Genomic DNA, 26,372 nt, shown 5'->3' with positions numbered 1-26,372 from the left:
GAGCCTCGCCTCACCGCCGACTTCATCAAGGCCGCCTCCCGCTGATGGGAGCCGAGATGGGTCCGACCCGCTCGCCTATGTCCGAGTCAAGGACGGGGCACCTGCATTCGACGTCCGGGTGTGCCGTCCATCTCCAACTGCGGGACGCGTTCGGCTCGCAGCGACAGCACGGCGGAGCCGAACAGCAGCGTGGCGATGAGGACCGACACCGCGGTGATGGCGTACGGCGAACCGAACGCGCAGGCGGCGGTGTAGTAGACGCCGCCGATGACCGGGCGAACTCGCGGTAGAGCTCGCGGGCCATCGCGTTCGCACCCAGGATGTCCTGCGCCGCACCGAGCAGGAAGGCGGGCACGTCCGGCATGCCGTCCATCAGCCGCACCAGCTCCGGAGCGACGGTCAGCGGCGCTGCCGCACCCGCCCCGAACACCGGCAACCCGAGGCGGAACAGGTGCGCCGGTTCGGCGTCGTCCAGCCGTAGTGCTCTGGCGATCGACCGTAGCACCTGATCGGACGGATGCCGTTCCCTGCCCTGTTCCAGCCGCATGTAGTAGTCAGTACTCACCCCGGCGAGCAGCGCCACTTCGTCGCGACGAAGCCCCGGGACCTGCCGCGGGCCGACGTCCGGCAGACCGACGTCCTGCACCCGGACCAGGGCCCGCCGGGCACGCAGGTAGTCACCGAGCTTGTTCTCACTGTCCACATTCACGACGGTAGTGCGGGCGGGCGCCGGACGCGTGGGTGCAGCGCACCCATGTCGACATCACAGAATCCGTTCGACCCGCGACGGCGTACGACCTCGTGCGCTCGGGACGGAGGACGCGAACTTGGTGGACGTTCGGCCCTGCTGGTCTGCGTGCGGTGGCGATGTCCTGAAGTGAGGCAGGTGGTCCCTGGCGGTACCGGAGGATGTGGTCCCAATGACAACAGCCATCGCGATCTCTGGACTGGTGAAGAACTTCGGTCCGAGCATCCGGGCTCTCGACGGCCTGGATCTCCAGGTCGAGACCGGGGAGGTGCACGGCTTCCTCGGTCCGAACGGCGCCGGGAAGACGACGACGATCCGTGTTCTGCTGGGCCTGCTGCGTGCCGACGGCGGGCACGTTGCCCTGCTCGGAGGTGACCCTTGGCGTGCGGCGGCGAGGCTGCACCGACGTCTCGCCTACGTTCCGGGCGAAGTGAATTTGTGGCCGAACCTGACCGGCGGCGAGGTGATCGACGTACTAGGGGACCTGCGCGGCGGCCTGGACCCGCACCGACGCGCGGAACTGCTCGAGCGCCTCCAGCTCGATCCGACGAAGAAGATCCGGGCATACTCGAAGGGCAACCGGCAGAAGGTTGCCCTGGTGGCGGCGTTCGCCTCCGATGTGGAGCTCTACCTTCTGGACGAGCCGACGTCCGGGCTGGACCCGCTGATGGAGGCGGTGTTCCAGGAACTGGTCCAGGAGTTGCGTGTCGCCGGACGCAGCATCTTGCTGTCGAGCCACATCCTCGCCGAGGTGGAAGCGCTGTGCGACCGGGTCACGATCATCCGGGCCGGTCGTGCCGCCGAGACCGGTACATTCGGCGAGCTGCGCCACCTCACGCGGACGTCGGTGGTGGTGGACACCGTCAGGTCGCCGGGGTCGGCCGGAACGTGGCCCGGCGTCCACGACGCGCGCGTGAACGATCATCACGCCGAGTTCAGCGTCGACCCGGGCGAGTTGAGTCACGTGCTGGGGCGCCTGGTCGACCTCGAGGTGCGGTCGATGGTGACGTCGCCGCCGACCCTCGAGGAGCTGTTCCTGCGGCACTACGGCGAGGACATCGCCGCCGTACCTGCTCGTGAGGCAGAGGCGGTGATGGGACGATGAACGGCTTCACCGGCACGTTCCGGCTGCTTCGCCTCGCAGTGCGGCGGGACCGGTTCACCTTGCCTGCCTGGATCGTTGGTCTGGCGGCCTTTCTGGCCGCAACCACCGCGATGTTCCAGAACACGTACACGACGCACCCCGAGCAGCTTGCACCGGACACTCGAATCGTCGTCGAGAATCCCGGCATGCGGGTGCTCGGACTCGTCACCGGCACGAGTGTCGGGGGCTACACCTTGCACCGGGACGCGCTCACGTTCGCCATCCTCGCGGCGATGATGAGCGTGCTGGCTGTTGTCCGGCACACGCGTCAGTCCGAGGAGCTCGGTCGTGAGGAGATGCTGCGCGCCGGCGTGGTCGGCCCGCGTGCTTCGCTCGCCGCTGCTGTCCTGGTGGCGCTCGCGGCGAACGTCGTACTCATGTTCGCGCTGGCGCTCAGCCTGGTGATCGCGGGGCAGCCCTTGTCAGGCTCACTGGTCGGTGGCGGGTCGATTGCCCTGGTGGGCGTCGTCTTCACGGGAGTCGCTGCCGTGACGTCCCAGCTGGTGTCGACGGCGCGTGGGGCGATCGGTCTGGCCGGCGGCGTGCTCGGCGTCTCGTTCCTGCTTGCGGCTCTCGGCAACATGCTCGGAACGGTGGACACGGCCGCCCTCAGGGTCAGCAGCGCCTGGCCCGCTTGGCTCTCGCCGGTCGGCTGGAGCCAGCAGATGCGGCCGTTCGCGGACAACACTTGGTGGCCGTTGGCGCTTGCGGTGCTGACGCTGGCCGTGACCTGCTTGGTGGCGATCGTCCTCGACGGGCACCGTGACGTCGGTCGCGGCACCTGGCCCGAACGCAGAGGTGCCGCCGAAGCGAGCCCCGCCCTGCTGGGCACGATCGGACTCGTGTGGAGGCTGCAGCGCGGAGCGTGCCTGGGCTGGGTCATTGGTCTGCTCGGGTTCGGCCTGGTGTTCGGGGCGTTGAGTGACCAGATCAGGGGACTTCAGGGAGCGGCGACCGAGTGGTACCGCACCTTCGGCGGTGCCGCGAACCTGATCGGCGCCTACTGGGCCTCGATGATGCAGCTGGCCGGAATGGCTGTGGCGATCTATGTAGTCACGTTGTTACTGCACTTGCACCACGACGAGACGCAGGGCCAGCTGGAGTCGGTGCTCGGCACCGCGGTGTCGCGAGTCCGCTGGCTGGGAGCGTACGCCGTCAACGCGCTGGTCAGCTCCGTGGCGCTACTCCTCGTCTTCGCCCTGGCCATGACCATCTCCGGTGCTCAGGTCCTCGGCAACGCCGGATCGCTGCTCGGCGATCTGCTCGGAGCGGCACTGATCCAGCTCCCCGCCATCATCGTCCTGGGAGCTGCGGTGGTCATGGCAATGATGCTGGTGCCGCGATGGTCGGTCGGTCTGTCGTGGGCACTCGTGATTGCCTCGATCTTCATCGGACCGATGTTCGGGCCGTCACTCGGACTGCCGACCTGGCTGTTGGACGTTTCGCCCTTCACCCACGTACCGAACGCACCGGCCGTCAGCCCCAGCGCCGGCCCGATCGTCGGCCTCTGCCTGGCCGGCGGACTGCTCGCTGCAGCAGCGGTCCTGTTCCTGCGTCGCAGAAACCTCAGCCTGCCTGCCTGACCCCATCATGCGTGCGCTGTGACCTCGCCCGGTACGCGGGGTTGCCTTCGTGGCCGGAGGGTCAGGGATGACTCAGCTTCTCCTCGAAGAAGCTGAGGACCCGGTCGACACCCTCCTGCTGGCGGTGCTCGGTCAGGGTGGAGTGTCTGCGGCCGGGGAACTCCACCGCGATGAAGTTCGCGCCGAGCTCACGGCGAAGAGTGTCGAACCGCGTGCCCACAGCGGGATCGCCCTCGTAGCGCAGACCCAGGACCTGGCATCCCGCAGCGACCTTCGCTTTGACCGACTTGAGGTCGTCCGGGCTGAGGCCCAGGTCGGCCTTGCGGGCCGTGCCTACCGGTGCGGGCGAGGCCGGCTGGGCGAGGACCGGGGCCGCGACCGGCGCATCGGCCAGCATCGCAAGTGCGAAGCCGCCGGTCATGCACATGCCGACGGCACCCACACCAGGCCCTCCCAGTTCCTCGTGCAGCTCGCGAGCCAGCGACCGCAGCCAGCCGGCCACCGGGGTCGTGCGCCCCATCGCGAACATGCTGAACTCGCGGCTGACGCAGATATCCGCGATGCTCCGGACGGTCTCCCGCACCGTCGCCGGTGCCCCCGGACGGCCGAACAGCGACGGCATCACGACGGTGAAGCCACGAGCCACGACCTCTTCGGCGAAATCGAGCACCGCGGGCGTGATCCCGGGGATCTCGTGGATCACGATCACGCCCGGCCCGCTGCCCTTGCGGTACGTCGGGTGCGTGACACCACCGGCCGTGTGACCGCCGAGGGCCCAGGAATCGAGCGAGCTCATGACATCGGACCCTAAGCGGCACCCGTGGGCAGATCAATGATCTGTGTGGACGCCGACAGCGGATCAGACTTTGGTCCCGGTGACCGCCGGACCCGGTGACGAGGAGGCCGTGTCATGACCACGATCAAGCGGCGTACGCCGGACTCGCACGACTTCCCGACTCGTCATCGCACTTGTGGTGGTCGCCGTGCTCACCACGGTCCTGGCTGCCGTGTTCTCGCCGGCACGACGACCAGCGCGCAGTACGGTCCGCCGTACAACCACGCCGCGACCGGGCAGACACTCGGCCCGGCGGAGCTGCAGAACTGGGCCGGCGTACGGATTCCGATCGACTCGGCGAACGACCTCGTCATCACGCCGCTGCGTGGTGTGAACGGTGATCAGGAGCTCGCCGGCCTTCGGCTGCCTTCGGACCGTACACACACCTGACGGCGCCGGCTTGGCGCCTGGGTCTCCGCGTCCTCTCAGCGACCGTTGGCTACGATGGAGCCGACCTGGGAGGGTGTCGGTTGGGGGTTGCGCGAACGCTGGCGGCCGGCGTGATGCTGCTGGCCTTGGCGACCGGTTGCCAAGGTGCGTCGGATGCGACGAACAACACACCGAAGGAAGGCCAGGCAAGCTCGGCGGTGCCGGCATATCGGCCGATCGGAGCCCCCGACACCGAGTGGCGGATTCCGGGCCGGCTGGTCGCCGGTCCGATGGAACTGGCCGGTTACGCGGATCACGTGAGCGTCCGCAGCGGCGAGCCGTTCCGGCTGTTCGTCACCTCGTCCGCACCCGCCTTCACCATCCGCGCCTTCCGGATCGGTTGGTACGGCGGAGCCGGTGCGAAACTGATCTGGACCTCACCGGCCGTGCCGGGCAAGAGGCAGCCGCCTCCGCTTCTGACCAAGGACCGGATGATCACGGCGATCAACTGGTCCCCGACGACGACCGTCCAGACGAGGGACTGGCCGGCCGGCAGCTACCTGTTGTTGCTTCGGGCATCGACCGGCAAGGAGGCCTACGTACCGATCGTGATCCGGTCCGGCACTGCCCGTGATGCCGTGCTCGTCGTCAGCGGCGTCAACACCGACGAGGCCTACAACGGATGGGGCGGATACAACCTGTACGTCGGCCTGCCCAAGCACTCGCACGAGCGGCGGTCGTTGATGGTCACCTTCGACCGCCCGTACGGGTACAACCCCGCTCGCGGCGTACTCCATGACAACCTCCCGCTCGTCCAGCTGGCCGAACGCAGCGGCGTACGGCTCGCCTACGCGACCAGCGCGGATCTGCAGGCGGATCCCGGCCTGCTCGACGGTGCCCGGGCGATCGTCTTCGGCGGACACGACGAGTACTGGTCGCTGCCCATGCGCCAAGCGGTCACCAAGGCCCGGGACGCCGGCACGAACCTCGCCTTCCTCGGCGCGAACTCGGTCTACCGGCGGATCCGCTACGCCGCCGACCCGCACGGCCCGAACCGAATCATCGTGGACTACAAGGACTCCAGACTGGACCCGATCCACCATGCGCCGGACACCACCGTGAACTGGGGGCAGAACCCGTACCCCGACCCGGAGAACAGCCTGGTCGGCATGCTGTACGAATGCCATCCGGCAAGCGGCGCGTTCACGATCCGCGAGCCGAACTTCTTTCTCTTCGCGGGCACCGGCGCGAAGGCGGGATCGGCGTACCCCGGCCTGGTCGGTAACGAAGCGGACCGGGCCTACCCGGTCGCCGGCACACCGGCCAACCTGCAGGTGGTGGCCCACTCACCCACGACCTGCGGCAAGCGCCACACGTTCTCGGACGCGACGTACTACACGGTGAAGTCCGGCGCCGGGGTGTTCGCCACCGGGACGATCGAGTGGGTCCGTGCGCTGGAGGGCCCGGATCCGACGTACGGCGTCGGCCCGGCCGCGTCGGCCTTCGCCCAGAAGGTCACGCTCAATCTGTTCACCGCGCTGGCCGCCGGCCCGATGGGCCGCATCCATCCAGCCATCGGCAACCTGACGGCTGTCCGCCAGGACCTTCGGGTGCCGTAGGACAGGACCAGCCGCGGCCGTAGCTCGCGACATCCTCCTGCCCATCACCAAGGGCTTGCAGGAAAGCATTCACGCGTTCCGCGAGATCGACGACGAGATCGACCTGAAGCCGATCCTGGCGCAACTGACGAAATGGCCACCGCTCGACGTGACTCTCGCCGAGGAGACCGAATCCCGGTTGCCGGAGGTGGTCGGAGGATTGAGCGTCGCACTCGCTCGCACCTTCAAAGTCATCGACCCCGATGTCAAGAATCCCCAGACAACCCACTGGGAAGACGCCTTCCACATCTTCAGCCTGCTGTTGTAGCTTGTGCCGTGCCTGGGCAGATCTCAGCCGACGCTGGGAACGTACTCGCGCAGGTAGCGATAGGAGTTGTGTTCGTCGACGGTGCCGTCGGGGTTGGTGACGATGTGGTCCACGCCGTACCACTGCGCCACGCTCGCGCCTTGAGCGACCTGGCGGTCCTTACCGCCGCCGGCGGCGAACGGTGTCGTACTGCTGCGCCAGCGGGATTTCCAGATCCCGTTCTCGCAGTACGTCTCGACGTCGTCACTGGCCATCATGGCTCCTTGTGGTCAAGCGTGACCCAGCGGCGCCCGCCGACTCGGTGGTCGGACCGGTGACTGGGCGAGGCGGTTCCCAGTGCACTGCGCCGACCCGGATCGCCGGGCCGACCCTGATCGGCGACAGATCCGGCACCAGCGCGTCTGCCGCACAGCTGGATGCCGCCGGTTGCGGTACCGGGGCGGTGGATCTGGCGCGGGCCCGGTCATAGGCCGCGCGACGGACGGGGTCGCGCAAGGTCGCGTAGGCGTTCAGAAGTTGTTGCAGTCCTTCGTCGGCTTCGTCCTCGGAGCCGCCCGGCACTGCGGACGCGGTTGACTCGATCGGTAAGGCCGGTCGGCGGGTGTCCGGGTGGAGCTGGCGGACCAGCCTACGGAAGGCATGGTCGAGGTCGTCGTCCGACGCCTCGGTGGCTACTCCGAGGATCGCGTAAGGATCGACGAGCGGGGCGGTCATGGCTGGATCTCCTGAAGGCGTCGATGTCGCCCGGGGTGATGCGGCGGCCCGCGCCGTAAGTTCGTCCTGGGAAGGACAGCCGGCGGGGAACGTGCGGTCGCCGGTTCGAAGGGTGTGGCTCGCGGGCGGCCGCATCACCGGGTCAAGAACTGTGTGTCAGGGACTCTGCAATCGGTGTTTGTTCGCTACAGCATCACTCCTTTCGATGCACACGTTTTAGGGCCAAAGCGTCAGCCACCGCCGCCCGGAGGGCCCCGTCCTCGACCGGCCGGGCGTCGACCCGGAGTGCGGCCGGGTCGGGCGCCCGGGAGACATGGCCACGATGGATGTGACCTCGACTCCCAGGGCCCTCCGGGCGGACTCGGCTTGTCGGGTGGCGGCTCGCACGACGACTCCCAGCACGCCGCGATCAGTGCGTCGAACTCAGCCCGCACCAGTTCGTCGTCGCCGAGCGCGAGATCGAGGAAAACCTCGCGCTCCGCCCGTAGCAGTTCGCTCGTCGGCATCGATCTCACCTCTCGACAAGACCTGCACCCTGGCGTCGCACTGACTGTCAGTGCCGGCCGGGTGCCCGTCCGATGTGGATCAGGCGTCGATCTGTTTGCGGTCGCCGCCGGCAGCCGTGATCGTGATCTTGCGCGGCTTGGCCTGCTCCGCGATCGGGATCTTCAGCGTCAGTACGCCCGCCTCGTAGGTGGCCTCGATCCGGTTCGGGTCCAGGGTGTCGCCCAGGAACACCTGCCGGGAGAACACCCCCAGCGGACGCTCGGAAACCTGCATCTCAGCCCCCTCGGTGAGCTCGACCGGCCGCCGCTCGGCCTTCACCGTCAGCACGTTGCGCTCGACGTCCAGATCGATCGCATCGGGCGCGATGCCGGGAAGGTCGAACGCGACCACGTACTGGTCGCCGTCGCGGTAGGCGTCCATCGGCATCGGACTCGGGCGTGACCACGTGCCCGGCGACTGGCTGCCGAAGAACTGCTGTGCGAGCCGATCGAACTCCCGGAACGGATCTGTGCGTATCAACATCGTCCTGCACCTCCTCAGGTCATCGACTGTGGGTGGTGTCAACACGCACTACTGATATAACATGTCATCGAAACGATGACAAGTAGGTCAGTCATCCAAACGCTGACATTTTCGCCAGGTCGAAGAGAAGAGGTGACGAATGGCAGCCGATGAACGACATCACCCGACCACCGACTCAGCTGCAGACACGAGCACCGGCCCGGCTGGATCGACGGCCGGGCAGACGAACGGGCAGACCGCTGCGTGGACCGCGTTCGCCACCGTCGACCGGACGGTTCAGCAACTCATGTCCCCGAACGGGCACCGGCGCCAGACCCGACCCGGCCACCCCGCACCCACCGACCAGACCGCCGGCTCGACTGCTGACACGGGGGTCAGTTCGGTCGACGTGCTCGCCGCGTTGGCCGGCCTCCGGGCTCTACAGGACCAGCTGGCCGTGTGGGAGCCGGTGCTCATCGGAGCGGCCCGCGACCGCGGCGCCAGCTGGGCGACGATCGCCCCTGCCCTCGGCTTGGCCAGCCGCCAGGCCGCCGAGCGACGCTACCTGCGACTGAACCCGCACACCACCGATCCCGAAGGGATGACGGGCGAGCAGCGCGTCCAGGCAGCACGTGACCGGCGTGCCGGGGACCGCGCGGTCACCCGGTGGGCGCGGGACAACGCGGGCATGCTGCGCCGACTCGCGGCACAGATCACCGCGCTGGACAACCTCGCCCCAGACACCCAGCAGACGGCCGAACGGCTCCTGCACGCCCTCGGCGACAGCGACACCGCAACCTTGCTCGGACCGCTGGCCGAAGCCGGCTCCAAACTCGAGGACAGCCACCCGAAGTTGGCCGGACAAGTCTCCGACATCAACGACACCACCGACCAGCTGCGCACCGGACACACCAGCAAACCGCAGTAGCAGAACGCAAGAGAGCTCGCATGTCACTCGCGTCGGCACCGGCGCGTCGTACTGCGCACGCAACTCGACCGGATCCCAACCAGCGTCCAATGCCTTGCGCAACGAACGGACGATCGGGCTCGAGAAATGGACCCATAGGTGCGGCGGAACCAGGCGTGCTCGGTGCGCGTCTCACGCGCGATCAGCCCTGCCGACCCGAAAGGCTCATCGCGTGAGCGAGCAGCACCGGCAACCGCAGCCCGGCCACATCCCGGTTCTCGACACCAAGGTCGGCTGGAGTTCGCTCCACGCCGACGGGCAGCAGATCAGTTACGGCCGGCGGTCGATGCCGCTCGACGAGATCGAGTGGGTCGGCTACTGGGTCGAGCAGGTCACCGAGAAGCGCTTCATGTTCCCGACCACGTACACCACCTACTGGCACTTCGAGGTCGGCAAGTACCCGCACAAGGCGGCGCCGGCAGTCACGGTGACCGACTCGCGGATGGGCCGCCAGAACGAGCTGCCGGACTGGTGGAGGTTCCTGGTGAACCTGTCAGCGCAGGTCGTCGAACCACGCCTGCTGACCGACCTCGTCACCCGGGTCCGTCAAGGCGAGACCGTGACGATCGGCGGCAGCATCAAGGTGAACCAGCAGGGCATCAGCTGCAAGCGCCCGAAGCTGTCACTGGACTGGAACTCGATCCACCCACCCGAGCCAGACGCCGGCCTCATCTACATCTACGCGACCACCTCCGACCAGGCCGTCCTCGCCGTCCCGATGGGCCATCCCAACGCAGTCCTGATCCAACCCCTCTTCGCAGCACTCAGCCGATAGCGAGACTCAGCAAGCCGGTCAGCCAGACCTCAAGGCGCGTAGCGGCAGGACTCATTGTTCGTTGCTGCCCGGGCACTCGCGTCCGTTCTGACATGGACGATCTCACAACTGCACCACCTTGTTCGTCATCCTGACGAAACGTATTCCACGAACGTAGGTTGGACGGTCATGAGTGGTACGAATCGCGTTGAGGTGGTGGTGATCGGCGCTGGGTACGCCGGTGCGATCGCAACCAACCGCCTGCTCGCCTCGCTGACCGAGGCCGAGCGCCGTCAGGTGCGGGTGAGTCGGTGCCGATCGTGTCGTCCGAGGGCAGCGCGCGGGTCTGCCTCGGCATCGCGCGAGCCCACGCGGGTGTCGGTTAGATATGTTGTGCAATGCATCAGCCTGGGGAGACGGAGCGGTTATATCCAGGCTGTGCGGGCCGATGACTCGCCGCGACCTCTTCACCGACCGACGGTCGCCGCATGACCCCCGTCCCGGATCCCCACGACAGCCGTGATGCCACCGGGGACGCGGCAGTTCGGCGGCGGCTTCTCGCCATCGCTTACCGGATGACCGGGTCACGTCACGACGCCGAGGACGTCGTACAAGAAGGCCTGACACGCTGGCACCAACTCACCGATGATCAGCGGAACCTCGTGCGGGAACCGCTCGCCTGGCTGACTCGGGTCGTCAGCCGGCTGTGCCTGGACCAGTTGCGGTCTGCGCGAGCACAACGCGAGCAGTACCGCGGGATCTGGCTGCCAGAACCTGAGCTCGGCGACTCCGGATCCGAGCCGGCCGATCCGGCCGACCGCGTCACGCTGGACGATTCGGTCTCCTACGCGTTCCTGGTGGCGCTGGAGAAGTTGACCCCGGCAGAACGCGTGAGCTTCATCCTCCACGATGTGTTCGCCGTTCCGTTCGCGGAGATTGCCGGAACGGTCGGACGCAGCCCGGCGGCTTGCCGTCAGCTAGCGGTCACCGCGCGGGCACACCTGGCCGCGGAACCGCGCTTCGACGTTGCCGGACCCGAGCGTGATCGCGCGGTGGCCGCGTTCCTCGACGCGTGCCGCGGCGGTGACCTGCGCAGCCTGGCCGAGGTGCTCGATCCCGATGTGGTGTCGGTCGCTGACGGCGGCGAGCAGATCCTGGTCGCCCGCCGGCCGGTCGTCGGCGCGGACGCCGTGGCGACGTACCTGCTGGGCGTCCTCGCGACGCAGGATGGTCACGCAACTCTGTCGCTGGAGCAGATCAATGGTCGCCTCGGAATCGCGGTCCGCGACGGCGCGGCCCTCGTCGGCACAGTCGATCTCGCGATCGTCAATCGGCGGGTTGTCCGGATCGCGATGCAGGTCAACCCGGACAAGCTGACCACGCACGTCGATGACTGAAGACCTCGAGTACGTCGCCGCCGTCCGCCAACCGTTGTCCAGCAAGGAGCCCCCCATGTCCACTCCGATGTCGAAGCCACCCCGGCTCAAGACCGCAGCTCTGCGTGCAGCGTTCGCGCTCCCCCGTCCGGTGCAACGAATACTCGCCGGGCGGCCCGTCGTGCTGGACGGCCAGCGGCTCGCAGTGGAGGCCCAACTGCTGCTTCGGTTGTTGCGGTTGGATGGCAGAGACGAGCTGTGGGCCGGATCGGTGGCGGACTCACGAATCGCCATCGACGAGAGCGCGCAGATGGTCGACTTTCACCGGGCGCCGGTCAGGCGGGTGGAGACCAGCGTCCCCCGGCCGGGCGGCCAACTGGCGGCACGCCTTTACACCCCTGCGTCCATCGCTCCCGGCTCGGGACTACTGGTGTTCTTGCACGGTGGCGGCTGGGTGATCGGCAGTCTGCGCACTCACGACGCACTCTGCGCCTACCTTGCCGACAAGGCCCAGGTGCGGGTACTGGCCGTCGACTACCGGCTGGCCCCGGAGCATCCGTTCCCAGCTGCCGTCCACGACGCCTACGCGGCGTACGACCACGCGGTTCGCTTCGCCGCGAGCTTCGGCGCCGATCCGAACCGGGTCGCCGTCGGCGGCGACAGCGCAGGCGCCAACCTGGCCGCAGTGGTGGCTGCCTCACCGAGCCGGCGACCGGCATACACGCTGCTGCTCTATCCCCGCGTCGACTTCAGCACACGGCGACGTTCGCATGACCTGTTCCGCAGCGGCTTCTTCCTCACCGCTCGCAGCATCCACAACTTCGAAAGCCTCTACCTCGGCGCCGAGTACGCGACAGACCCGCGCGCGTCGGTCTTGCTCACCGACGATCTTGCAGACTTCCCGGCGACATATCTGAGCACCGCCGGTTTCGATCCACTTCGCGACGAGGGCCAGGCGTTCGCCGGCAAGCTGGCCGCCGCCGGCGTACCGGTCGTGCTGAGTCAGCATCCGGACCTGATCCACGGATACGCCAACCTCTTCGCCCTCGGCGGTCGGTTCCAGCAAGCCACTGCGGAAGCGGCTGATGCGTTGCGCACCGGGCTCGCACTGCGGCCGGAGGCCGAAGGGATCCAGCTCCTACCGTGACCAGCAAATAGTCGAGCGGCCGGGCACAGTCGGGTGCATCAGGAATTTCGCCGTACCGACCTCTAGCTCCAGGCGTGTGGTGCGCGTCCGGCCGCCACAGGTGGCCTATGCGGCCGGTGCCGTGTTGAGGAGGGTCCAGCGGGGGTCGTTGTCGGGCCAGTGGTGGATCAGGGCGTCGACGGCCAGTTCGTGGAGTTTGGGGTCGAGCATGCCTTGTTCAGTTGCTGCGGTCAGGACCTGGAGGTATGTCGCGACGGACTCGATGGGGAGGTGGCGGGCGGTCGGGGTGATCCGGCCCGAGACCTCGCGCATGTCGACGACGGTGAACACGCCTGACACGGTTGCGCCGGCGTCTACGAGCTCGCGGGTGAAAGCCTGCAGAGCTGTGCCCTGAGCTACTGCGTCGTCGACCAGGAGTACGTGTTTGCCGGCGACGGATGCGCCACGGACGGTCGGTTCGTGGTCCTCGTGGCCGACGTAGCCGGGCTTGCGGACGAACGCGAACGGCAAGTCTGCGGCCAGCGCGACCGAGGTTGCCAACGGGATGCCGCCGGTTTCGGCGCCGACGATCAACTCGACGCCGAGCTTCTCGGCGAAGACGGCACCGGGTTCGGCGAGATCTGGCAGCAGGCGCGGGTCGCCGTACGCGTTCTCGACCGAGAGCGGGTGCAGCGGCAGCCGGGTCTTCATGTCCAAGTGCGAGATTCCTGGGCGGACGAGTCCCGGCACTGCAGCCAGCCGGGAGACGAGTGAGGTGGTCATGGTCGTCGCCTCCATCAGAGTTCGTTGAACACTTACGACGATCCACCCGCACCGCGGCGCTCACCCCAGGGCAAATCCCTGGCTCATCGGTACGGCGTTCCGGCGAGCTTCTCGTGGAGCAGGTGGGAGAAGAACATCAACGCGCTGAGTGGGCGGTAGTTGACGATGATGTGCTGAGCTTCCCCGTCGGCGTTGAACTCGATCAGATGAACAGACCCGATCGGCGTACCGCGGACCACTGCCGTGTAGTCCTCGATGAAGCTGCTGTCGCCCCAAGGGCCGACGAACTTGAAATCCTGACGGGTCGTACAGTTGGCGGGCTCCGCCGATGACGGCACGGACTGCATCCACGCCCTGCACGGCCCCGTCCAGAATCGAACCTTCCAGAGTGACGTCGTCAGCCATCTTGTCCACCCACTCGGGGTGGTAGTCCGAAAACCTGTCGTCGGGATCACTCCGGTCCAGATAGGTCGGCACGCCATCGCTGTCTTGGGCACTACGGATGTTGGTCATGCCACCACGCTCGCTCGCCAGGTAAGCCATCGCACCAGTAGAACCACCGGGCCCATCAGGCCTCTGTCACAAGGTGCCGGCTGGTTCGGTCTTCTTGTGTAGGGGCAGATCGCCTAGTCGCCGAAAGGACTCCTGCCATGAAGACCATCGTTCTTGTCCACGGGTTCTGGGTTACTCCGCGTAGTTGGGAACACTGGATAGAGCGCTATCAGCAGGCCGGCTACAACGTCGTCGCGCCCGCCTATCCCGCGCAAGGGTGACAGTCATGGCCGACAACCGCACCGAGCCGCCTGGCTTCGAGAGCGACATCAAGCCGTTGTTCCGCGAGAAGGACCGCCAGGCGATGCTCCGGTTCTTCGATCTGTGGTCGTACGACGATGTCAGCGAGCACTCCGACCGCATCCTCGCGCGCCTCCGGGCCGGCACCATGCCCTGCGACACCGCCTGGCCCGAAGCACAGACCGACCTCTTCCAGCAATGGACCGAAAGCGCAAAACCTCGTTGAATACGAACGCCCGGCGCAAGATCTTGTACGCCGTCGCGGTGGTCAGCCCGTAGGTGAGGTGCGCGGTGAGGTCCTTGGCCAGGACCTTGTAGTTGTACTTCCAGATCGGTTCGTACAGTCCCGCAGCCGGCAGTACGACGTATCCGCCGCCGCAGACTGCCCCGCCGAACGGCACGCCGTACCGGATGCGAGGCTCGGGGGCGCGACAACTCCCAGCGGCCGAAGCCGCTCTTTCCGCCGTCCGCCCGATACTCCGCGTACAGCAGCGCGTCCATCGCGAGCGTGCCGACCGCGCAGGCAACCAGTCCGCGTGTGCAGTACGTCGCAGGCACGGCGGCACTCTTTGCCCTTGGCACCTACCTCGGCCGCAACCTGCCCGGTCCGATCGGCATCATCTCGTTCATCGCCGCTTTCGTCGGCCGAATGAGTGAACCGAGTCAGCGTAGGTCTGCCAGCCTGCGGCGCGCGACGGTGAGGCTGGCCGCGGCGCGCTCCAGGTGCTGGTAGGCCTCGAGCAGGTCTTGCTCGACCGCCTCGAGTTGGGCCGAGGGTGTCGAGTTGTCCGATCCCTCCGGTTCGGCGCCCGGCGCCCACTTGACCGTGGCACCGTGCTGGCCCAGGTGGAACGACCGCATCATCTGCGCGGCCGCCGACATCAGCACGCGGAGCTCGTGCAGGTCGGACACCACCGAGGCGGTGTCGATCCGGTCGTCGGGGCGGCGTCGGGTGAGCTCGACGGCCCGCACCAGGTCGCCGTACGCGCTCTGTAGCGCGGAGGTCACTTCGTTGCCGTCCACCCGGACTTCTTACCCTGCCCCGTAGTGACCCGGCCAGCCGAAAGTGTTTGTTTGTAGCTTTTCGTTACAACACGTGCATCGCCGGGTCAGGGATGCATGACCGCAAACCTCGGCCGGCCACCCCCTGAGGTGGTCGGCCGAGGTAGTCAGCTCCTCAGAGGGTGATCGCGGCTACGACCTTGTCCGGGTCTTGCAGGAACGGCGCCACTGCCTTCAGGACGTCGGCCTTCGGAATGCCGACCTCGGTCGATCCCATGTAGACGCCGCCCTCGGGCTTCAGTCCGAGGAGGTTGCCGACCACGGCGGCGTGCCGGGCCTCGACCCCGAAGATCCCCGCGGCCGCCTGCAGGATCATCTTGTCCTTCACGAACCCTGCCGCGCCCAGGTACGCACCCACGCCCTTGTTCTCGAAGATGTGTGACGTGGTCAGATAGCTCTTCCGGCTGTCGAACGCGCCGCCGAAGTCGACCGCGGGCGCGCCGACCGGCGTACCGCCGAGCTTCTGGATCGTCGCCGTCACGGTCGCGACGTGCGACGCCTCGTCGGCGCCGATCTGCATCAGGTACTGCTTCTCCTTGCCCTTCAGCAGCCCGGCCGCATTGCCCTGCCGGTAGAACTCGGCCTCCAGGTACTCCAGCGTCAACGCATAGTTCAGCACCTCGACATCGCTGCCGAAGTCCTTCGTCGACGCCAACTCGAACCCGTGCGTCAGGGCGCCCAGCGCCGCGCCGGGGGCTACTGCGGAGGCATTGCCGTGGATCAGATCACGAACAGCACCAGTCTGGTCGGTCATCAGCTGTCCTCCCTACTTCGCAATGAACGGCATGGCGGCCTTGAGTACCGGCGCCATCCCGAGATGGGCCTCGATCGGCGCCGGGAACGGGTTCCCGCCGGAGATCTGGGCGATGATCGCCGCATGCCGCGACTCGACCCCGGCGATCGACGCCGCGGCCGCCAGGATGTGGCCGTCCTTCACCAGCGGCACCTGGCCGTGATACGCCTTCACGCCGAGTTCCTCGAACGTGCCCGCGGTCTTCAGGAACGCGGCCCGGCTGGAGAACGTGCCGGCCGGGAACTTGACCTTCGGCGCCGCCACCGGTTTGCCACCGAGGTCCTGGATCGTGGTCCGGACCGCCGTCACGTGGTTGGCCTCGTGCTGCTGGATCGGATCGATCAACTCCAGCTCACGACCCTTCAGCACCTTGGCCTTCAGACCCATCGTGTAGAACGCCGACTCCAGATACTCCAGCGTCAGGGCGTAGTTCAGGATGTCGAGATCACTCTTCGCGGCGTCGTTCCCGAAGCCGCGATCGGAGTTGCCGAAGGCAACGGGATCGCCGGCCCGGGAGGCGGCGTACGTCAGACCGACGCCGACCAGCGCCGCGTTGCGCAGGAAGCTGCGCCGGCTGTGCTCGTCGGCGAACTCGAGGACCGGACGGCCCCCGAAAATCGTGCGGATACCCATGACTCTCCTTCGAAGGATCGATTCAGGATTCCGTGCACACACTGCTCTTAGTTATCGCCTCCTCACGCCGTCGCCCGGACGACGATGCGCTGGTTATGCGCGGTGATCGGGTTGCAGGCGAACAAGGTGATGTCCCTCTCGCCCGGCCTGGTGGGCTGCCGCAGCACGTACTTCACGTACTGCGCCTGCGGCACGATCGTCACCGCGACGACCTTGTACGTCGTCCGCGCGGAACCGACCGTCGCGATGATCGGATCGCCAGGACGCAGCCGATTCAGGTACAGGAACGGTTTCTCGTGAGTACTGCGGTGCCCGCTGATCACACTGTTGCCCGCAGCACCAGGCAGCGGCGTACCCGGCCAATGTCCCACGCCGGCGACCAGAGCAGCCTCGTCGACCCCGTTGTTCAACGGCTGGTCCACCTTCAACCGGGGGATCTGCAACCGGCCCAACCGCAACTGCTCCCCCGGCCTGGCCTTGATCGCGTCGATCGGCACACCCGCCGCTGGATTGTCACCGGCCGCGAACTGCGGCTCCACCGGCTTGCCCGCACGGAGCTGATCGAGCATCCGGTTCACGAGCGCCTCAGGCTCACCGGCCGCAGACGGTGATGCCGTTGCCGCAGGGCGAGCGCTCGACGGAGGCGTCGTACCGAGTTGCTTGTTGTCCGGACCGAAGACGATGACACCGGCGGTGACCACCGCGGCGAAACCGGTACTTGCCGCGAGCCACTTGTAGACGGGCTTCCAGCTCCTCATACGGCCGACCATCTCCTCAGGAAGCGGATCATCAGGCAGGCCTTCGGCGCCAACCGCTGACCGGATAGGTGTCAGGGCAAGAACTTTTCCGCCCATCCGCGCAGGGAGCGGCAACGAACTACCTGTGCGGGGCGCTGGGACCTTCACGGATTCGTCGTCCCGGCGTCCCGCTTCCCCGAGCGGAAGTCGGTCAGTGTCGCTCGTGGGCGGGGACGAAGCTGCTTGCCCCGGCTGCTTCCTCGGCGCGGATGATGTGGGTGATGGCGTTGATCAGCGCCAGGTGAGTGAAGGCCTGGGGGAAGTTGCCGAGGTGGCGGCCGGTGAGCGGGTCGATCTCCTCGGCGTAGAGGCCGAGAGGGCTCGCGTACGACAACAGTTTCTCGCAGAGCGCCGTGGCCTCCGACAGTTCGCCGACTTCGACGAGGGCGGAGACCAGCCAGAACGAGCAGATCGTGAAGGTGCCCTCGGCACCATGCAGCCCGTCGTCGGTCTCCTCGACCCGGTAGCGCAGCACCATGCCGTCCTCAGTCAGCTCGTCCGCAATCGCGCGCACAGTCGCCCGAACCCGCGGATCCTCGGCAGGCAGGAATCGCAGCAACGGCAGCAACAACAGCGAGGCATCGAGCGTGGACGCGCCGTACCGCTGCACGAAGACGCCCCGGTCGTCGACACCATGAGCACAGATGTCCGCGTGGATCTCGGCGGCGATGGCCTCCCAGTCCTCGGCGAACCCCGGTTCGTCGTGCAACCGGGCCAGCTTGGCGCCTCGATCCATGGCAACCCAGCACATCAGTTTGGACGAGGTGAAGTGCTGCGGTTCACCACGCGATTCCCAGATTCCGTTGTCGGGCTCGCGCCAATGCTTCGCCGCTGCCTCCGTCTGCCGTTTCAGGAACGGCCACAGGCTCTCGGTGACCTGATCGCGCGTTCTCGCGTGCAGATACAGCGAGTCGAGGACGGCGCCCCAGACATCGTGCTGGGACTGAAGGTACGCCGCGTTGCCGACCCGGACCGGCCTGGCGCCCTCGTAGCCGCTCAAGTAGTCCAGCGTCCGCTCGGGTAGGTCACGCTCACCGCCGATGCCGTACATGATCTGGATGTCCTGATCGCCGGCGCACAGCTCGGTGAGGAACGAGAAGAAGTCGTTCGCCTCCCGATCGAGCCCGATGGTGTACAGACCCCAGAGCGCGAAGGTGGAGTCACGGATCCACGAGTAGCGGTAGTCCCAGTTGCGCTCACCCCTCGGCGTCTCGGGCAGAGAGGTCGTCGCCGCGGCAAGCAACGCCCCGGTCGGCGCGTAGGTGAGCCCTTTCAGGGTGAGAGCGCTGCGCGCCAAGTGGTGGCTCCAACGATGATCCGGGAAGACGCCGACGTTGATCCATTGCCGCCAGTACTCCGCCGTACGGCCCGTCGCTTCAAGGGCTTCGTCCCAGGTCCGCGGCGTCGGCAGCTGCGACCACGACAGCGCCACGAACGCCGCATCGCCGTGCGACATCCGGGTCCGCGCCTGCGCCGTGGGGCCCTCGAGACCGAGGCGTAGGTCGGTCGTGAGCTTGAGGGTGACGGCGTCCTCCAGATCGGGGCAGTTGGCCACCGCTTCGCCGTACGCAAGGCCTTCGTACTGCCAGCTCGCCGGCCAACGGCCGTAGCCGAACATCGGCTCACACACCATCGCGAGATCCACGGTTCCACTCACGCATTTCACGGTCCGCAGCAAACAGTGCTCGGCGTCGTAGTCGGTCGGCGTACGACGATGCGTCACCGACCGCTCGGAGATGTTGTGCCACGGCCCCATCACCAGCGAGTCCCGGACCAGCAGCCAGCCCGTCGGCGTCTTCCACGTCGTCTCCAGCATCAGACTGCCCGGCAGATACCGCCGGGCCGCGGGCACCTGCACACCGTGCGGACCAAGCCGGAAGCTCCCCGCGGCAAGCACATCCATTCGACGGCTCCGCTCGGCGCGATCAGGCAGTTGGACTCGCAGTCGGACAGAAACGCGTAGTCCGCTATCGGCGGGTGTGCGCTGCGAGCCAAGCTTCCAGCCATCGTCGTCCTCCGTGGCACGTCACTCCAACCATCATGACCCTGCACGTCGCAGCTGCGAGGTGGTATCAGACGCAACGCCGCTTTCCTCCGAGGTATTGAGGACTTCTAGGGGGACGTGATGACTGAGGAACTTGAGATCATCGTCGAGGAATATCGGGACGAACTGACCGAGCGGGTCCTGTACTGGCGGGATGCGCTCGTGCGGCACGACCGCGTCCGGGAGGTGCTGGGCGACGTCGATCCGGCCGATCTGAGCATTCTCGGCCCCACGTTGCCGGGCCGGAAGCGTGACCAGAGTTCGCCGTTCGTCGCGACGATCTTCGACCCGCGGGAGAACCGATCGGTCGAGGTGCGGGGGCGACTCGACGGCGATGACGTCGAGGTGACGACGAGCTCGTTCCGGCCGAATCCGACCGGCGAGGAACTCGGAGCCGCGCTCGGCGTGCTCCGCGAGGATCCGGATTTCGCCGAGCTGCGGGACCGGGACGACGTCGTCGTCTACCAGCCGATGCCGCCGTTGGCAGACCTCGAACAGGACGACGGGTCGGTCGTGCGCAGGGTCGCACTCGGCGTGTTCGACCCGCGGTCGGACCGGCGGCATCGATTCGCCGCCGTCGGGGTCAACGATCGAGTCGTGGAGTGGGACCCCGAGCTCCGGCATCCTCTGGACGGGGATTGCGAGGAACACCTGCCGGTCGGTGTCAACAGCATGCCCGACGACGACGGCCGCGACTCGGTCCGCGTCCGCGTACTGCGTGGCGGCCTGGAGCTGTGGAACCTAGTAGTCGTCCGGCCCCGCGCGTCCGAGCCATCCCATTTCGGCAAGGGATCCGGAGTCGAACTGAAGTACGTCACCTACCGCGGCCGCCTGGTGCTCTGGCAAGCGCATGTGCCGATTCTCAACGTGCTCTACGACGATGGCGTCACGTATCGCGACTGGCAGAACCAGGAAACGCCATTCATCGCCAACGGCGTCGACCCGGTCGGACCGGGCTGGCGTGTGTGTACGTCGCCACCGGCAACGATCCTCGAATCCGGTACGGACGCCGGAAACTTCCAAGGGGTCGCCTTCTGGTACGACGACGGCGAACTGCGGATCGTGAGCGAGGTCCAGGCCGGCTGGTACCGCTACATGTCGGACTGGCGGCTGCGCGACGACGGCACCATCGCACCGCGATTCGGATTCGCGGGCACCCGCAATCCACGCACCTGCATGCCACACCAGCACCACGTCTACTGGCGTCTGGACTTCGACATCGAAGGCGCCGGCAACGACGTCGTCGAGCAACGCGGCCTCTTCTTCCCGCATCTTCCGTTGTGGTGGCGGGTCGTCCGCGAAACCAAACGGAGTCGCTCGCTGTTCGCACATCGCTGGCGTGTACTCGATTCCCAGAGCGGCCGCGGCTACGCCATCAACCCAGGACCAGCCGACGGCACCGCCGACTCCTACGGCGTCGCCGACCTGTGGTTCTTGCGCTACAGGTTCACCGAACTCGACGACGGCGTCAGCGTCGTCGGCGGGACACCCTCGGACACCCAATGCCGCCTCGACCAGTACCTGACCGCCGAGTCCATCGACTCCACCGACCTAGTCATCTGGTACGCCGGCCACTTCCGCCACGACGAAGCCCACCCCAGCCCTCACCAGGGCCACATCCTCGGCCCCGAACTACGCCCAATCAACTGGTGAAGTAGTCGCCGGAGTTCCTCCAACGACCGCTACGTCGGCCTCTTGACAGGCTCTGAGCGCGGCGAGTTACTTAGCAATATGGCTAAGGAACCTGTGATCTGTACGTATCGGGTGCGCGCCGATGCCGAGGAGGAGTTCCGCGTGCTACTCGCGGAGCATTGGCCGACGCTTCGGGACCTCGGTTTCGTCACCGAGGAGCGGTCCGCCGTACTGCGAGACGTGGACGGACCGACGTACATCGAGATCTTCACCTGGGTCGACGGGGGCTTCGGACGCGCGCATGAGCATCCCGACGTGCTCATGCTCTGGGAGCGGATGGACCCGTTGCTCGAGGACCGTGACGGCCGGCCGAAGTGGGAGTTCCCGCACTATCTGCCACAGGACTTGTCGGCTTGACGGCTCGTGGCGGGCGGGAACTGGACGATCTGGACCGGGTGTTCACCGCCCTGGCGCACCACTCGCGGCGGACGATCTTGCTGGTTCTGCATCTCAGGGGTGGCGAGATGACCTCCGGCGAGATCGCAGGGCGCTTCGACCACTCGTGGCCGACGATCAGCCGTCACCTGCGAATACTCGAGCAGGCCGGCCTCGTCGAGGTCGTACAGCGCGGGCGGGAGCACGTCTACCGTTTGCAGGCTGACCCGCTCTTCGCGGTGGGCGAGTCCTGGATCGACCGCTTCCGCGTCCTCCCGTGATGACGCTCATGACGGAGTCCCCCGCGGGAACTTCCGCCCACTCACCACCTTGAGTTTGCCCGACCGGAACGTGATATCGGAACTCCCGGCCCGCCGTAGCCGTCGTACTGAACCGCACGCATCGTGTCTGACACGGTGATCTCCCCTTCGAAGAGCTGACACCGGTACAGACACCGCCCGACCTCAATTCCGGGCTCCGCGGCAGCGAAAGCGGCTGTCGGTCTACCAGACGACATCGTCGAGCGCCGGCCACGGCGGACCCTCTCGTAGCGCGCGAAGGAACGCCTCTCCCGATGCTCTGCCGCTCGGGTGGTGGTCGTTCAGGCTCCAGCGATGCGTTGCGATGATTGCGAGTACGACGCCCCTGCACTCGCCGACCAGATCTTGGTCAGCGTCGGGATAGCGCCGGCTGACCTCGCTCGGCACCCAAGCCAGGTCGTACTCGACAGGCCCACGGGCTGCGTTCTCGAAGTCGATGAAGAGCGGCCCCTTCTTCGTGTTGAGGATGTTGAACGGGTGCGGCTCGCCGTGCAGCAACTGCTCGGCACCGCGCCGGTCGACGATTGATCGCCCAAGCTCCTGCAGCGTGTTGGCGAGTAGCGCCCGGTCCGTATCCGCGAGATCGGGAGTGACGTCACGGTCGGCAACGTCTCGTCGGGTAGTAGCCACTCGATCCATGAAGTGTGGCGTCGGGACCTCGATCTGCCGCAGGCCGGCATGAAGACGTGCGAGCGCCTGCGCGTACTCGGCCGGCGGAAGCATCCGAGACTGCACAGGTTCGACGTAGGCCCACAGGGCGATCTGGAACCCTTCACGCACGAAGACGCGTGGTGCGACCCGGGCCTCGAGCGGGGCGACCGGGCTGTCCGTCCGCGCCAGCCGTCTCACGAGTTCGACTTCTTGCTCCGCGCTGGCGAAATGCGTGATGGGCGTGACGCGGGCGACGGTGTTGCACGGCGTCAGGCGGATCACGAGTCGGTTGGAGTCGCTGAGAACGATCGCGTCGTCGACGGCCAGGTCGAGCTCTGCGGCGGTCGACATCGCCGCAGCCACCGCACGCTGCGCCTCAGTTGCTTCCATCTCGGTGCCCCCTCTCCGCGACGTCTCCTGACCTGTCGAGGAATTCCCGGATGGCCCGTTTGGACTTGAGCACGTGCTTGGCCGTGTGCTGCCCGTGTCGGGCGATGATCGCCTGTTCACGTTCGAGTTCCGCGCGCCGGTTCCGCCAGATGATCGGAACCAGACGCCATTCATCGCGCAGCCGCTGCCAGGCCGAGTACTCGCATCCTTCCGGCAACGTGTCCGGCATTCGGCAGCCGCGCAGCAACGCTCGTCCGGCGCACCGCCACCACGGCGTGGCCAGGACCACCACGGTGTCGGCGCGTTCGAGCCGGAGATCGAGCGTCTCGGCGTAGTTGCCATCGGCAATCCACGCGTCGTCAGCAAGGAGACTGCGTTGTTTCTCGCGCCACTCGGCTTCCGACGGTTCGGTCCAGCCCGCCTTCCAGAACTGGAGGTCAAGATGAATGAGCGGCAGTCCGGATCGGACCGCGAGTGCACGGGAGAACGTGGATTTCCCAGATCCAGCCATCCCGGTGACGACGATACGACGTTGAATTTCGTGGGAGTGCATGACACCTCGCAGGGTCGCAACGGTGCCAGATCCGACCATCTGGAGGCTGTCTACGCCGCAGCGTCGAAGCTGGCAAATGACCTTCTGCGACACGGAGGAACACGGGCTCCCCGCTATCAGGAAGCTCCCGGCAGCACCGCATTGCTGCATACCCGCGCAGCACGCGACAACACGACCGTACCTACCGTGTCAGCGCGTGCCCTGCCGACCGGGTAGGTCGCGATGCACCCGACCCCAGACGCCATCTGCCATGAGCAGCCTCTCCGACGAAATTCAAAGAACCGACGAGCGGCGAATCTTACTCGTGCCGACGCGTGACCACGACGGTCCAGCGCGCCGACCGATCCCCGACCACGCTGATCGAATCGCCACCGACCATTTCCTGGCGTGTCTGCGTGAGTCCGCAAGGGACCTGGATATCCTGGCCGGACTCGTTGCCGAGTGAAACCCTGCCTCCGCTGCACTGTACGTACAACACGATCCCGGGAGCAGCGGGGAGCGCAACGCCACTCCGACTGTCACCAGCACCCGACCTGATCGTCAGAACGGTCTCTTCAACAGGGATATGAACGATGGTGTCAGGCACGCCCACGGCGCGGCCCGGAATCGGATCAGGACCAGCAGCGTCGCGGCGCTGATCACCGCTCGTGTAGGTGTGCGCTTGGTTATCTGGAGACGATGCACAGCCGGTCGTCAGCAGCGCGGCACCGACCACGCCTCCGACGATCCGGCCAAGTGGGGTGAACGTAAGTACCAACTCCTGTGAGTCCGGCGCGCCCGCCGGACGGGCGCTGAGCGATGGAAACGGAACCTCGCCTGACGAATCTCATCGGAGAACCCCTTTCACTCAGCAGAGATGGAGCGGCAACCAGCAGAGCTCACAGAGCCCGTGCGGTCTCAACGCTCGCCACTCTGGCACTCGTCTAGTCCACTGTCCACGCAATTAGCCGGCAGCCGATGGCGACGCTGAGTGCGGACTGGTCGAGGCGACATGCCGACGGCCTGCTTGCTCCCCGCCCGCGCCGTGGGAGAGGGTTGGGGACGGAGCGCCGGGAAGTCTGGTCGGCAGTGCCCGTCCCCGAGCCGGGGTGCGGGTTGACCTGCGACCCCGGAGGAGACCGCATGAGAAGGCCGGTAGAGCTCCGAGCGGCTGCGTGCCGACGTACTCCGATCGTCGTATCGTGCAAGCGTGCACGCAGACCAGATGGCCGAGGAGTACCCGGTGGTCAGCCTGGACACGGACGCTCTCGAAGCCGTGTCGTTGCTGGCGAGCCGTCGGCTGCCCGGGCTCATCGTCGTGGACGATCGCGGGCGGCCGCATTCGGTGCTGCCCGCCTCACAGGTGGTGCGTTTCCTGGTGCCGAGTTACGTCCAGGACGATCCTTCGCTGGCCCGCGTGATCGACGAACCGCTGGCCGATCAGGTGGCGAGCAAGCTGGCCGGGCTGCCGGTCCGCAAGCTGCTGCCGTCCGAGCCGGTCGAGCTGCCGGCTGTCAACTACGACGACACCGTCATCGAGGTCGCTGCGCTTATGGCCCGGTTGCGCTGCCCGCTGGTTGCCGTTGTGAAAGACGAGGAGATCCTGGGCGCGATCACCGCCTCCCGCCTGTTGGAGTTGGTCGTTCCCTGATCGCGGGGGCGATCGCGTGACCGCGGTCGCTCTGATCGTCTTCCTCGTCGCGTACGTCCTGATCGCGACCGAGTGGACACACAAACTGCTCGCGGCGCTCGGAGGCGCCGCGGTCCTGTTCGCGCTCGGCGTCACCGATCCCGACCACGCGTTCTACTCGCAGGAGACCGGGATCGACTGGAACGTCATCTTCCTGCTGCTCGGGATGATGATCATCGTCGGCGTACTCCGTCGTACGGGCGTCTTCGAGTACGTCGCGATCTGGTCGGCCAAGCGGGCCAAGGGATCGCCACTGCGGGTGATGATCCTGCTGACGCTGATCACCGCGACCGCGTCGGCCTTCCTGGACAACGTGACCACGGTGCTGCTGGTCGCGCCGGTCACGCTGCTGGTCTGCGACCGGCTCGGGATCAGTCCGGTCCCGTTCCTGATCGCCGAGGTGATGGCCTCGAACATCGGCGGAACCGCGACCCTCATCGGCGACCCGCCGAACATCATCATCGCCAGCCGTTCCGGGCTCACGTTCAACGACTTCCTGATCCACCTGACCCCGCTGGTCCTGATCCAGCTGCTCGTCTTCATCCTCGTGCTTCCACGGTTGTTCAAGGGTTCTTTCGCTGCCGACCCGGATCGGGTCCAGGACATCCTGCGGCTGAACGAGCGTGAGGCGATCCAGGACCCGCGCCTGCTGATCAAGTGCGGCGTCGTCCTGCTCGCAGTCTTCACCGGCTTCATCGGCCATGCGATCTTTCACATCGAACCCGCGATCGTCGCCCTGCTCGGCGCCGGCCTGCTGGTGCTGATCTCGAAGGTGCCGACCAGGGACTACATGGGCAGCGTCGAATGGCAGACCCTGCTGTTCTTCGCCGGGCTCTTCGTCATGGTCGGCGCGCTGGTCAAGACAGGACTGATCAGCGGCCTCGCCCGGGCCGTCGGCGACGCCACCGGCGGCCGGCCGCTGCTGGCGACGATGTTGATCCTCGTCGTCTCCGCGATCCTGTCCGGGATCGTCGACAACATCCCGTACGTCGCCACGATGAGCCCCGTCGTCCAGGAACTCGCCAAGAACGTCACCGACCCCAGCCACGCCAACGCCCTCTGGTGGGCTCTGGCCGCCGGCGCCGACTTCGGCGGCAACGCGACTGCCGTCGGCGCCAGCGCCAACGTCGTGGTCATCGGCATCGCCCTCCGGGCCGGCCACCCGATCAGCTTCTGGGAATTCACCGGCAAAGGCGCCGTCGTCACTGCGATTACCGTCCTCGTCGCCGCGCCCTACCTCTGGCTGCGTTACTTCGTCCTGTCCTGAC

At 66.9% G+C, this 26,372-nt stretch carries 30 protein-coding genes; 16 read left to right on the top strand and 14 right to left on the bottom strand.

Annotated elements, in window-relative coordinates; all coding sequences use genetic code 11:
• Positions 1–25: 25 nt before the first annotated feature.
• A complete protein-coding gene (locus ABT313_RS19850; protein ID WP_350855537.1) occupies positions 26–703 on the bottom strand; it encodes a helix-turn-helix domain-containing protein in 678 nt (225 codons plus the stop codon).
• Positions 704–920: 217 nt separating this feature from the next.
• Here ABT313_RS19850 and ABT313_RS19845 point away from each other — a divergent pair, with 217 nt between their 5' ends.
• Together ABT313_RS19845 and ABT313_RS19840 are read left to right on the top strand one after the other, a co-directional pair.
• Entirely contained in the window at positions 921–1,853 is a 933-nt protein-coding gene (locus tag ABT313_RS19845; RefSeq protein ID WP_350855534.1) for an ABC transporter ATP-binding protein, read from the top strand.
• Positions 1,850–3,475, top strand: coding sequence for an ABC transporter permease (locus ABT313_RS19840; protein ID WP_350855531.1), 1,626 nt, complete (start codon positions 1,850–1,852; stop codon positions 3,473–3,475). The genes ABT313_RS19845 and ABT313_RS19840 overlap by 4 nt, the downstream gene beginning before the upstream one ends.
• Positions 3,476–3,536: 61 nt before the next feature.
• Here ABT313_RS19840 and ABT313_RS19835 read toward each other — a convergent pair whose 3' ends face one another.
• Entirely contained in the window at positions 3,537–4,271 is a 735-nt protein-coding gene (locus ABT313_RS19835) for a dienelactone hydrolase family protein (RefSeq protein WP_350855528.1), read from the bottom strand.
• Between the two features lie 114 nt (positions 4,272–4,385).
• Here ABT313_RS19835 and ABT313_RS19830 point away from each other — a divergent pair, with 114 nt between their 5' ends.
• The 3 genes from ABT313_RS19830 (at position 4,386) to ABT313_RS19820 (ending at position 6,605) form a co-directional block, all read left to right on the top strand.
• A complete protein-coding gene (locus ABT313_RS19830) occupies positions 4,386–4,700 on the top strand; it encodes a hypothetical protein (protein ID WP_350855526.1) in 315 nt (104 codons plus the stop codon).
• A gap of 80 nt (positions 4,701–4,780) precedes the next feature.
• Positions 4,781–6,298 (top strand): N,N-dimethylformamidase beta subunit family domain-containing protein, encoded by a 1,518-nt coding sequence (locus ABT313_RS19825; protein WP_350855523.1) that lies wholly within the window; start codon positions 4,781–4,783, stop codon positions 6,296–6,298.
• The gene (locus tag ABT313_RS19820; protein WP_350857784.1) at positions 6,270–6,605 is read left to right on the top strand and encodes a DUF1931 family protein; all 336 of its coding nucleotides are present in this window, start codon (positions 6,270–6,272) and stop codon (positions 6,603–6,605) included. The genes ABT313_RS19825 and ABT313_RS19820 overlap by 29 nt, the downstream gene beginning before the upstream one ends.
• 23 nt (positions 6,606–6,628) lie before the next feature.
• Here the strand turns inward: ABT313_RS19820 and ABT313_RS19815 are convergent, their stop codons facing one another.
• From ABT313_RS19815 to ABT313_RS19805, 3 genes are all read right to left on the bottom strand, one after another.
• Complete coding sequence (locus ABT313_RS19815; protein WP_350855520.1) at positions 6,629–6,859, bottom strand: hypothetical protein; 231 nt, start codon at positions 6,857–6,859, stop codon at positions 6,629–6,631.
• Positions 6,849–7,319, bottom strand: coding sequence for a J domain-containing protein (locus ABT313_RS19810; RefSeq protein ID WP_350855517.1), 471 nt, complete (start codon positions 7,317–7,319; stop codon positions 6,849–6,851). Before ABT313_RS19810 ends, ABT313_RS19815 begins: the two co-directional genes overlap by 11 nt.
• Before the next feature lie 585 nt (positions 7,320–7,904).
• On the bottom strand, positions 7,905–8,348 hold the full coding sequence (locus ABT313_RS19805) for an Hsp20/alpha crystallin family protein (RefSeq protein ID WP_350855514.1): 444 nt from the start codon (positions 8,346–8,348) through the stop codon (positions 7,905–7,907).
• 139 nt (positions 8,349–8,487) lie between these two features.
• Here ABT313_RS19805 and ABT313_RS19800 point away from each other — a divergent pair, with 139 nt between their 5' ends.
• From ABT313_RS19800 to ABT313_RS19785, 4 genes are all read left to right on the top strand, one after another.
• Complete coding sequence (locus ABT313_RS19800; RefSeq protein ID WP_350855511.1) at positions 8,488–9,255, top strand: hypothetical protein; 768 nt, start codon at positions 8,488–8,490, stop codon at positions 9,253–9,255.
• 211 nt (positions 9,256–9,466) lie between these two features.
• Positions 9,467–10,069 carry a hypothetical protein gene (locus tag ABT313_RS19795; protein WP_350855508.1) on the top strand — a complete coding sequence of 201 codons (603 nt, stop codon included), beginning with the start codon at positions 9,467–9,469 and terminating at the stop codon, positions 10,067–10,069.
• A 467-nt stretch (positions 10,070–10,536) separates the two neighbouring features.
• Entirely contained in the window at positions 10,537–11,445 is a 909-nt protein-coding gene (gene sigJ, locus ABT313_RS19790) for an RNA polymerase sigma factor SigJ (RefSeq protein WP_350855505.1), read from the top strand.
• Between the two features lie 55 nt (positions 11,446–11,500).
• Positions 11,501–12,571, top strand: coding sequence for an alpha/beta hydrolase (locus tag ABT313_RS19785; protein WP_350855502.1), 1,071 nt, complete (start codon positions 11,501–11,503; stop codon positions 12,569–12,571).
• 105 nt (positions 12,572–12,676) lie between these two features.
• Here ABT313_RS19785 and ABT313_RS19780 read toward each other — a convergent pair whose 3' ends face one another.
• Together ABT313_RS19780 and ABT313_RS19775 are read right to left on the bottom strand one after the other, a co-directional pair.
• Complete coding sequence (locus ABT313_RS19780; RefSeq protein ID WP_350855499.1) at positions 12,677–13,333, bottom strand: orotate phosphoribosyltransferase; 657 nt, start codon at positions 13,331–13,333, stop codon at positions 12,677–12,679.
• Positions 13,334–13,416: 83 nt separating this feature from the next.
• Entirely contained in the window at positions 13,417–13,671 is a 255-nt protein-coding gene (locus ABT313_RS19775; RefSeq protein WP_350855496.1) for a hypothetical protein, read from the bottom strand.
• A 312-nt stretch (positions 13,672–13,983) separates the two neighbouring features.
• Here ABT313_RS19775 and ABT313_RS19770 point away from each other — a divergent pair, with 312 nt between their 5' ends.
• Both ABT313_RS19770 and ABT313_RS19765 read left to right on the top strand, forming a co-directional pair.
• Positions 13,984–14,106, top strand: a complete 123-nt coding sequence (locus ABT313_RS19770) for an alpha/beta fold hydrolase (RefSeq protein WP_350855494.1) — start codon at positions 13,984–13,986, stop codon at positions 14,104–14,106.
• Positions 14,107–14,111: 5 nt separating this feature from the next.
• A complete protein-coding gene (locus ABT313_RS19765; protein WP_350855491.1) occupies positions 14,112–14,351 on the top strand; it encodes a hypothetical protein in 240 nt (79 codons plus the stop codon).
• Between the two features lie 437 nt (positions 14,352–14,788).
• Here the strand turns inward: ABT313_RS19765 and ABT313_RS19760 are convergent, their stop codons facing one another.
• The 5 genes from ABT313_RS19760 to ABT313_RS19740 all read right to left on the bottom strand — a co-directional run bounded on the left by ABT313_RS19760 (position 14,789) and on the right by ABT313_RS19740 (position 19,313).
• Positions 14,789–15,148 (bottom strand): hypothetical protein, encoded by a 360-nt coding sequence (locus ABT313_RS19760; protein WP_350855488.1) that lies wholly within the window; start codon positions 15,146–15,148, stop codon positions 14,789–14,791.
• A gap of 154 nt (positions 15,149–15,302) precedes the next feature.
• A complete protein-coding gene (locus tag ABT313_RS19755; RefSeq protein WP_350855486.1) occupies positions 15,303–15,941 on the bottom strand; it encodes a ferritin-like domain-containing protein in 639 nt (212 codons plus the stop codon).
• 12 nt (positions 15,942–15,953) lie between these two features.
• Positions 15,954–16,613 carry a ferritin-like domain-containing protein gene (locus ABT313_RS19750; protein ID WP_350855484.1) on the bottom strand — a complete coding sequence of 220 codons (660 nt, stop codon included), beginning with the start codon at positions 16,611–16,613 and terminating at the stop codon, positions 15,954–15,956.
• A 62-nt stretch (positions 16,614–16,675) separates the two neighbouring features.
• On the bottom strand, positions 16,676–17,371 hold the full coding sequence (locus ABT313_RS19745) for a class E sortase (protein WP_350855482.1): 696 nt from the start codon (positions 17,369–17,371) through the stop codon (positions 16,676–16,678).
• Positions 17,372–17,561: 190 nt separating this feature from the next.
• Positions 17,562–19,313, bottom strand: coding sequence for a glycoside hydrolase family 15 protein (locus ABT313_RS19740; RefSeq protein WP_350855479.1), 1,752 nt, complete (start codon positions 19,311–19,313; stop codon positions 17,562–17,564).
• Positions 19,314–19,535: 222 nt separating this feature from the next.
• Between ABT313_RS19740 and ABT313_RS19735 the strand changes: the two genes are divergently transcribed.
• The 3 genes from ABT313_RS19735 (at position 19,536) to ABT313_RS19725 (ending at position 21,802) form a co-directional block, all read left to right on the top strand.
• Positions 19,536–21,107: a hypothetical protein gene (locus tag ABT313_RS19735; protein WP_350855476.1), complete on the top strand. Its 1,572-nt coding sequence runs from the start codon at positions 19,536–19,538 to the stop codon at positions 21,105–21,107.
• Positions 21,108–21,185: 78 nt separating this feature from the next.
• Complete coding sequence (locus tag ABT313_RS19730) at positions 21,186–21,503, top strand: hypothetical protein (protein ID WP_350855473.1); 318 nt, start codon at positions 21,186–21,188, stop codon at positions 21,501–21,503.
• Positions 21,500–21,802, top strand: coding sequence for an ArsR/SmtB family transcription factor (locus ABT313_RS19725; RefSeq protein WP_350855470.1), 303 nt, complete (start codon positions 21,500–21,502; stop codon positions 21,800–21,802). The genes ABT313_RS19730 and ABT313_RS19725 overlap by 4 nt, the downstream gene beginning before the upstream one ends.
• A 222-nt stretch (positions 21,803–22,024) precedes the next feature.
• Here the strand turns inward: ABT313_RS19725 and ABT313_RS19720 are convergent, their stop codons facing one another.
• Both ABT313_RS19720 and ABT313_RS19715 read right to left on the bottom strand, forming a co-directional pair.
• Positions 22,025–22,882: a phosphotransferase gene (locus ABT313_RS19720; RefSeq protein ID WP_350855467.1), complete on the bottom strand. Its 858-nt coding sequence runs from the start codon at positions 22,880–22,882 to the stop codon at positions 22,025–22,027.
• Complete coding sequence (locus ABT313_RS19715; protein ID WP_350855464.1) at positions 22,869–23,435, bottom strand: P-loop NTPase family protein; 567 nt, start codon at positions 23,433–23,435, stop codon at positions 22,869–22,871. The genes ABT313_RS19720 and ABT313_RS19715 overlap by 14 nt, the downstream gene beginning before the upstream one ends.
• Positions 23,436–24,624: 1,189 nt before the next feature.
• On the opposite strand from ABT313_RS19715, the gene ABT313_RS19710 reads away from it, so the two are divergent.
• Complete coding sequence (locus tag ABT313_RS19710; protein ID WP_350855461.1) at positions 24,625–25,065, top strand: CBS domain-containing protein; 441 nt, start codon at positions 24,625–24,627, stop codon at positions 25,063–25,065.
• 16 nt (positions 25,066–25,081) lie between these two features.
• Positions 25,082–26,371: an ArsB/NhaD family transporter gene (locus ABT313_RS19705; protein ID WP_350855458.1), complete on the top strand. Its 1,290-nt coding sequence runs from the start codon at positions 25,082–25,084 to the stop codon at positions 26,369–26,371.
• Position 26,372: the final 1 nt, after the last annotated feature.

It is taken from the genome of Kribbella sp. NPDC000426 (genome assembly GCF_040300265.1).
Taxonomy (GTDB): domain Bacteria; phylum Actinomycetota; class Actinomycetes; order Propionibacteriales; family Kribbellaceae; genus Kribbella.
This window is presented reverse-complemented; position numbering and strand designations above follow the sequence as displayed.

What these genes read in the sequence shown, in the direction of transcription:
- ABT313_RS19835 (WP_350855528.1), bottom strand. Translation starts at nt 4,271, where the DNA reads ATGAGCTCGCTCGATTCCTGGGCCCTCGGCGGTCACACGGCCGGTGGT.
- ABT313_RS19750 (WP_350855484.1), bottom strand. Translation starts at nt 16,613, where the DNA reads ATGGGTATCCGCACGATTTTCGGGGGCCGTCCGGTCCTCGAGTTCGCC.
- ABT313_RS19780 (WP_350855499.1), bottom strand. Translation starts at nt 13,333, where the DNA reads ATGACCACCTCACTCGTCTCCCGGCTGGCTGCAGTGCCGGGACTCGTC.
- ABT313_RS19840 (WP_350855531.1), top strand. Translation starts at nt 1,850, where the DNA reads ATGAACGGCTTCACCGGCACGTTCCGGCTGCTTCGCCTCGCAGTGCGG.
- ABT313_RS19800 (WP_350855511.1), top strand. Translation starts at nt 8,488, where the DNA reads ATGGCAGCCGATGAACGACATCACCCGACCACCGACTCAGCTGCAGAC.
- ABT313_RS19845 (WP_350855534.1), top strand. Translation starts at nt 921, where the DNA reads ATGACAACAGCCATCGCGATCTCTGGACTGGTGAAGAACTTCGGTCCG.
- sigJ (WP_350855505.1), top strand. Translation starts at nt 10,537, where the DNA reads ATGACCCCCGTCCCGGATCCCCACGACAGCCGTGATGCCACCGGGGAC.
- ABT313_RS19730 (WP_350855473.1), top strand. Translation starts at nt 21,186, where the DNA reads ATGGCTAAGGAACCTGTGATCTGTACGTATCGGGTGCGCGCCGATGCC.
- ABT313_RS19770 (WP_350855494.1), top strand. Translation starts at nt 13,984, where the DNA reads ATGAAGACCATCGTTCTTGTCCACGGGTTCTGGGTTACTCCGCGTAGT.
- ABT313_RS19740 (WP_350855479.1), bottom strand. Translation starts at nt 19,313, where the DNA reads ATGGATGTGCTTGCCGCGGGGAGCTTCCGGCTTGGTCCGCACGGTGTG.
- ABT313_RS19785 (WP_350855502.1), top strand. Translation starts at nt 11,501, where the DNA reads ATGTCCACTCCGATGTCGAAGCCACCCCGGCTCAAGACCGCAGCTCTG.
- ABT313_RS19815 (WP_350855520.1), bottom strand. Translation starts at nt 6,859, where the DNA reads ATGGCCAGTGACGACGTCGAGACGTACTGCGAGAACGGGATCTGGAAA.
- ABT313_RS19755 (WP_350855486.1), bottom strand. Translation starts at nt 15,941, where the DNA reads ATGACCGACCAGACTGGTGCTGTTCGTGATCTGATCCACGGCAATGCC.
- ABT313_RS19735 (WP_350855476.1), top strand. Translation starts at nt 19,536, where the DNA reads ATGACTGAGGAACTTGAGATCATCGTCGAGGAATATCGGGACGAACTG.
- ABT313_RS19810 (WP_350855517.1), bottom strand. Translation starts at nt 7,319, where the DNA reads ATGACCGCCCCGCTCGTCGATCCTTACGCGATCCTCGGAGTAGCCACC.
- ABT313_RS19765 (WP_350855491.1), top strand. Translation starts at nt 14,112, where the DNA reads ATGGCCGACAACCGCACCGAGCCGCCTGGCTTCGAGAGCGACATCAAG.
- ABT313_RS19805 (WP_350855514.1), bottom strand. Translation starts at nt 8,348, where the DNA reads ATGTTGATACGCACAGATCCGTTCCGGGAGTTCGATCGGCTCGCACAG.
- ABT313_RS19745 (WP_350855482.1), bottom strand. Translation starts at nt 17,371, where the DNA reads ATGAGGAGCTGGAAGCCCGTCTACAAGTGGCTCGCGGCAAGTACCGGT.
- ABT313_RS19720 (WP_350855467.1), bottom strand. Translation starts at nt 22,882, where the DNA reads ATGGAAGCAACTGAGGCGCAGCGTGCGGTGGCTGCGGCGATGTCGACC.
- ABT313_RS19715 (WP_350855464.1), bottom strand. Translation starts at nt 23,435, where the DNA reads ATGCACTCCCACGAAATTCAACGTCGTATCGTCGTCACCGGGATGGCT.
- ABT313_RS19830 (WP_350855526.1), top strand. Translation starts at nt 4,386, where the DNA reads ATGACCACGATCAAGCGGCGTACGCCGGACTCGCACGACTTCCCGACT.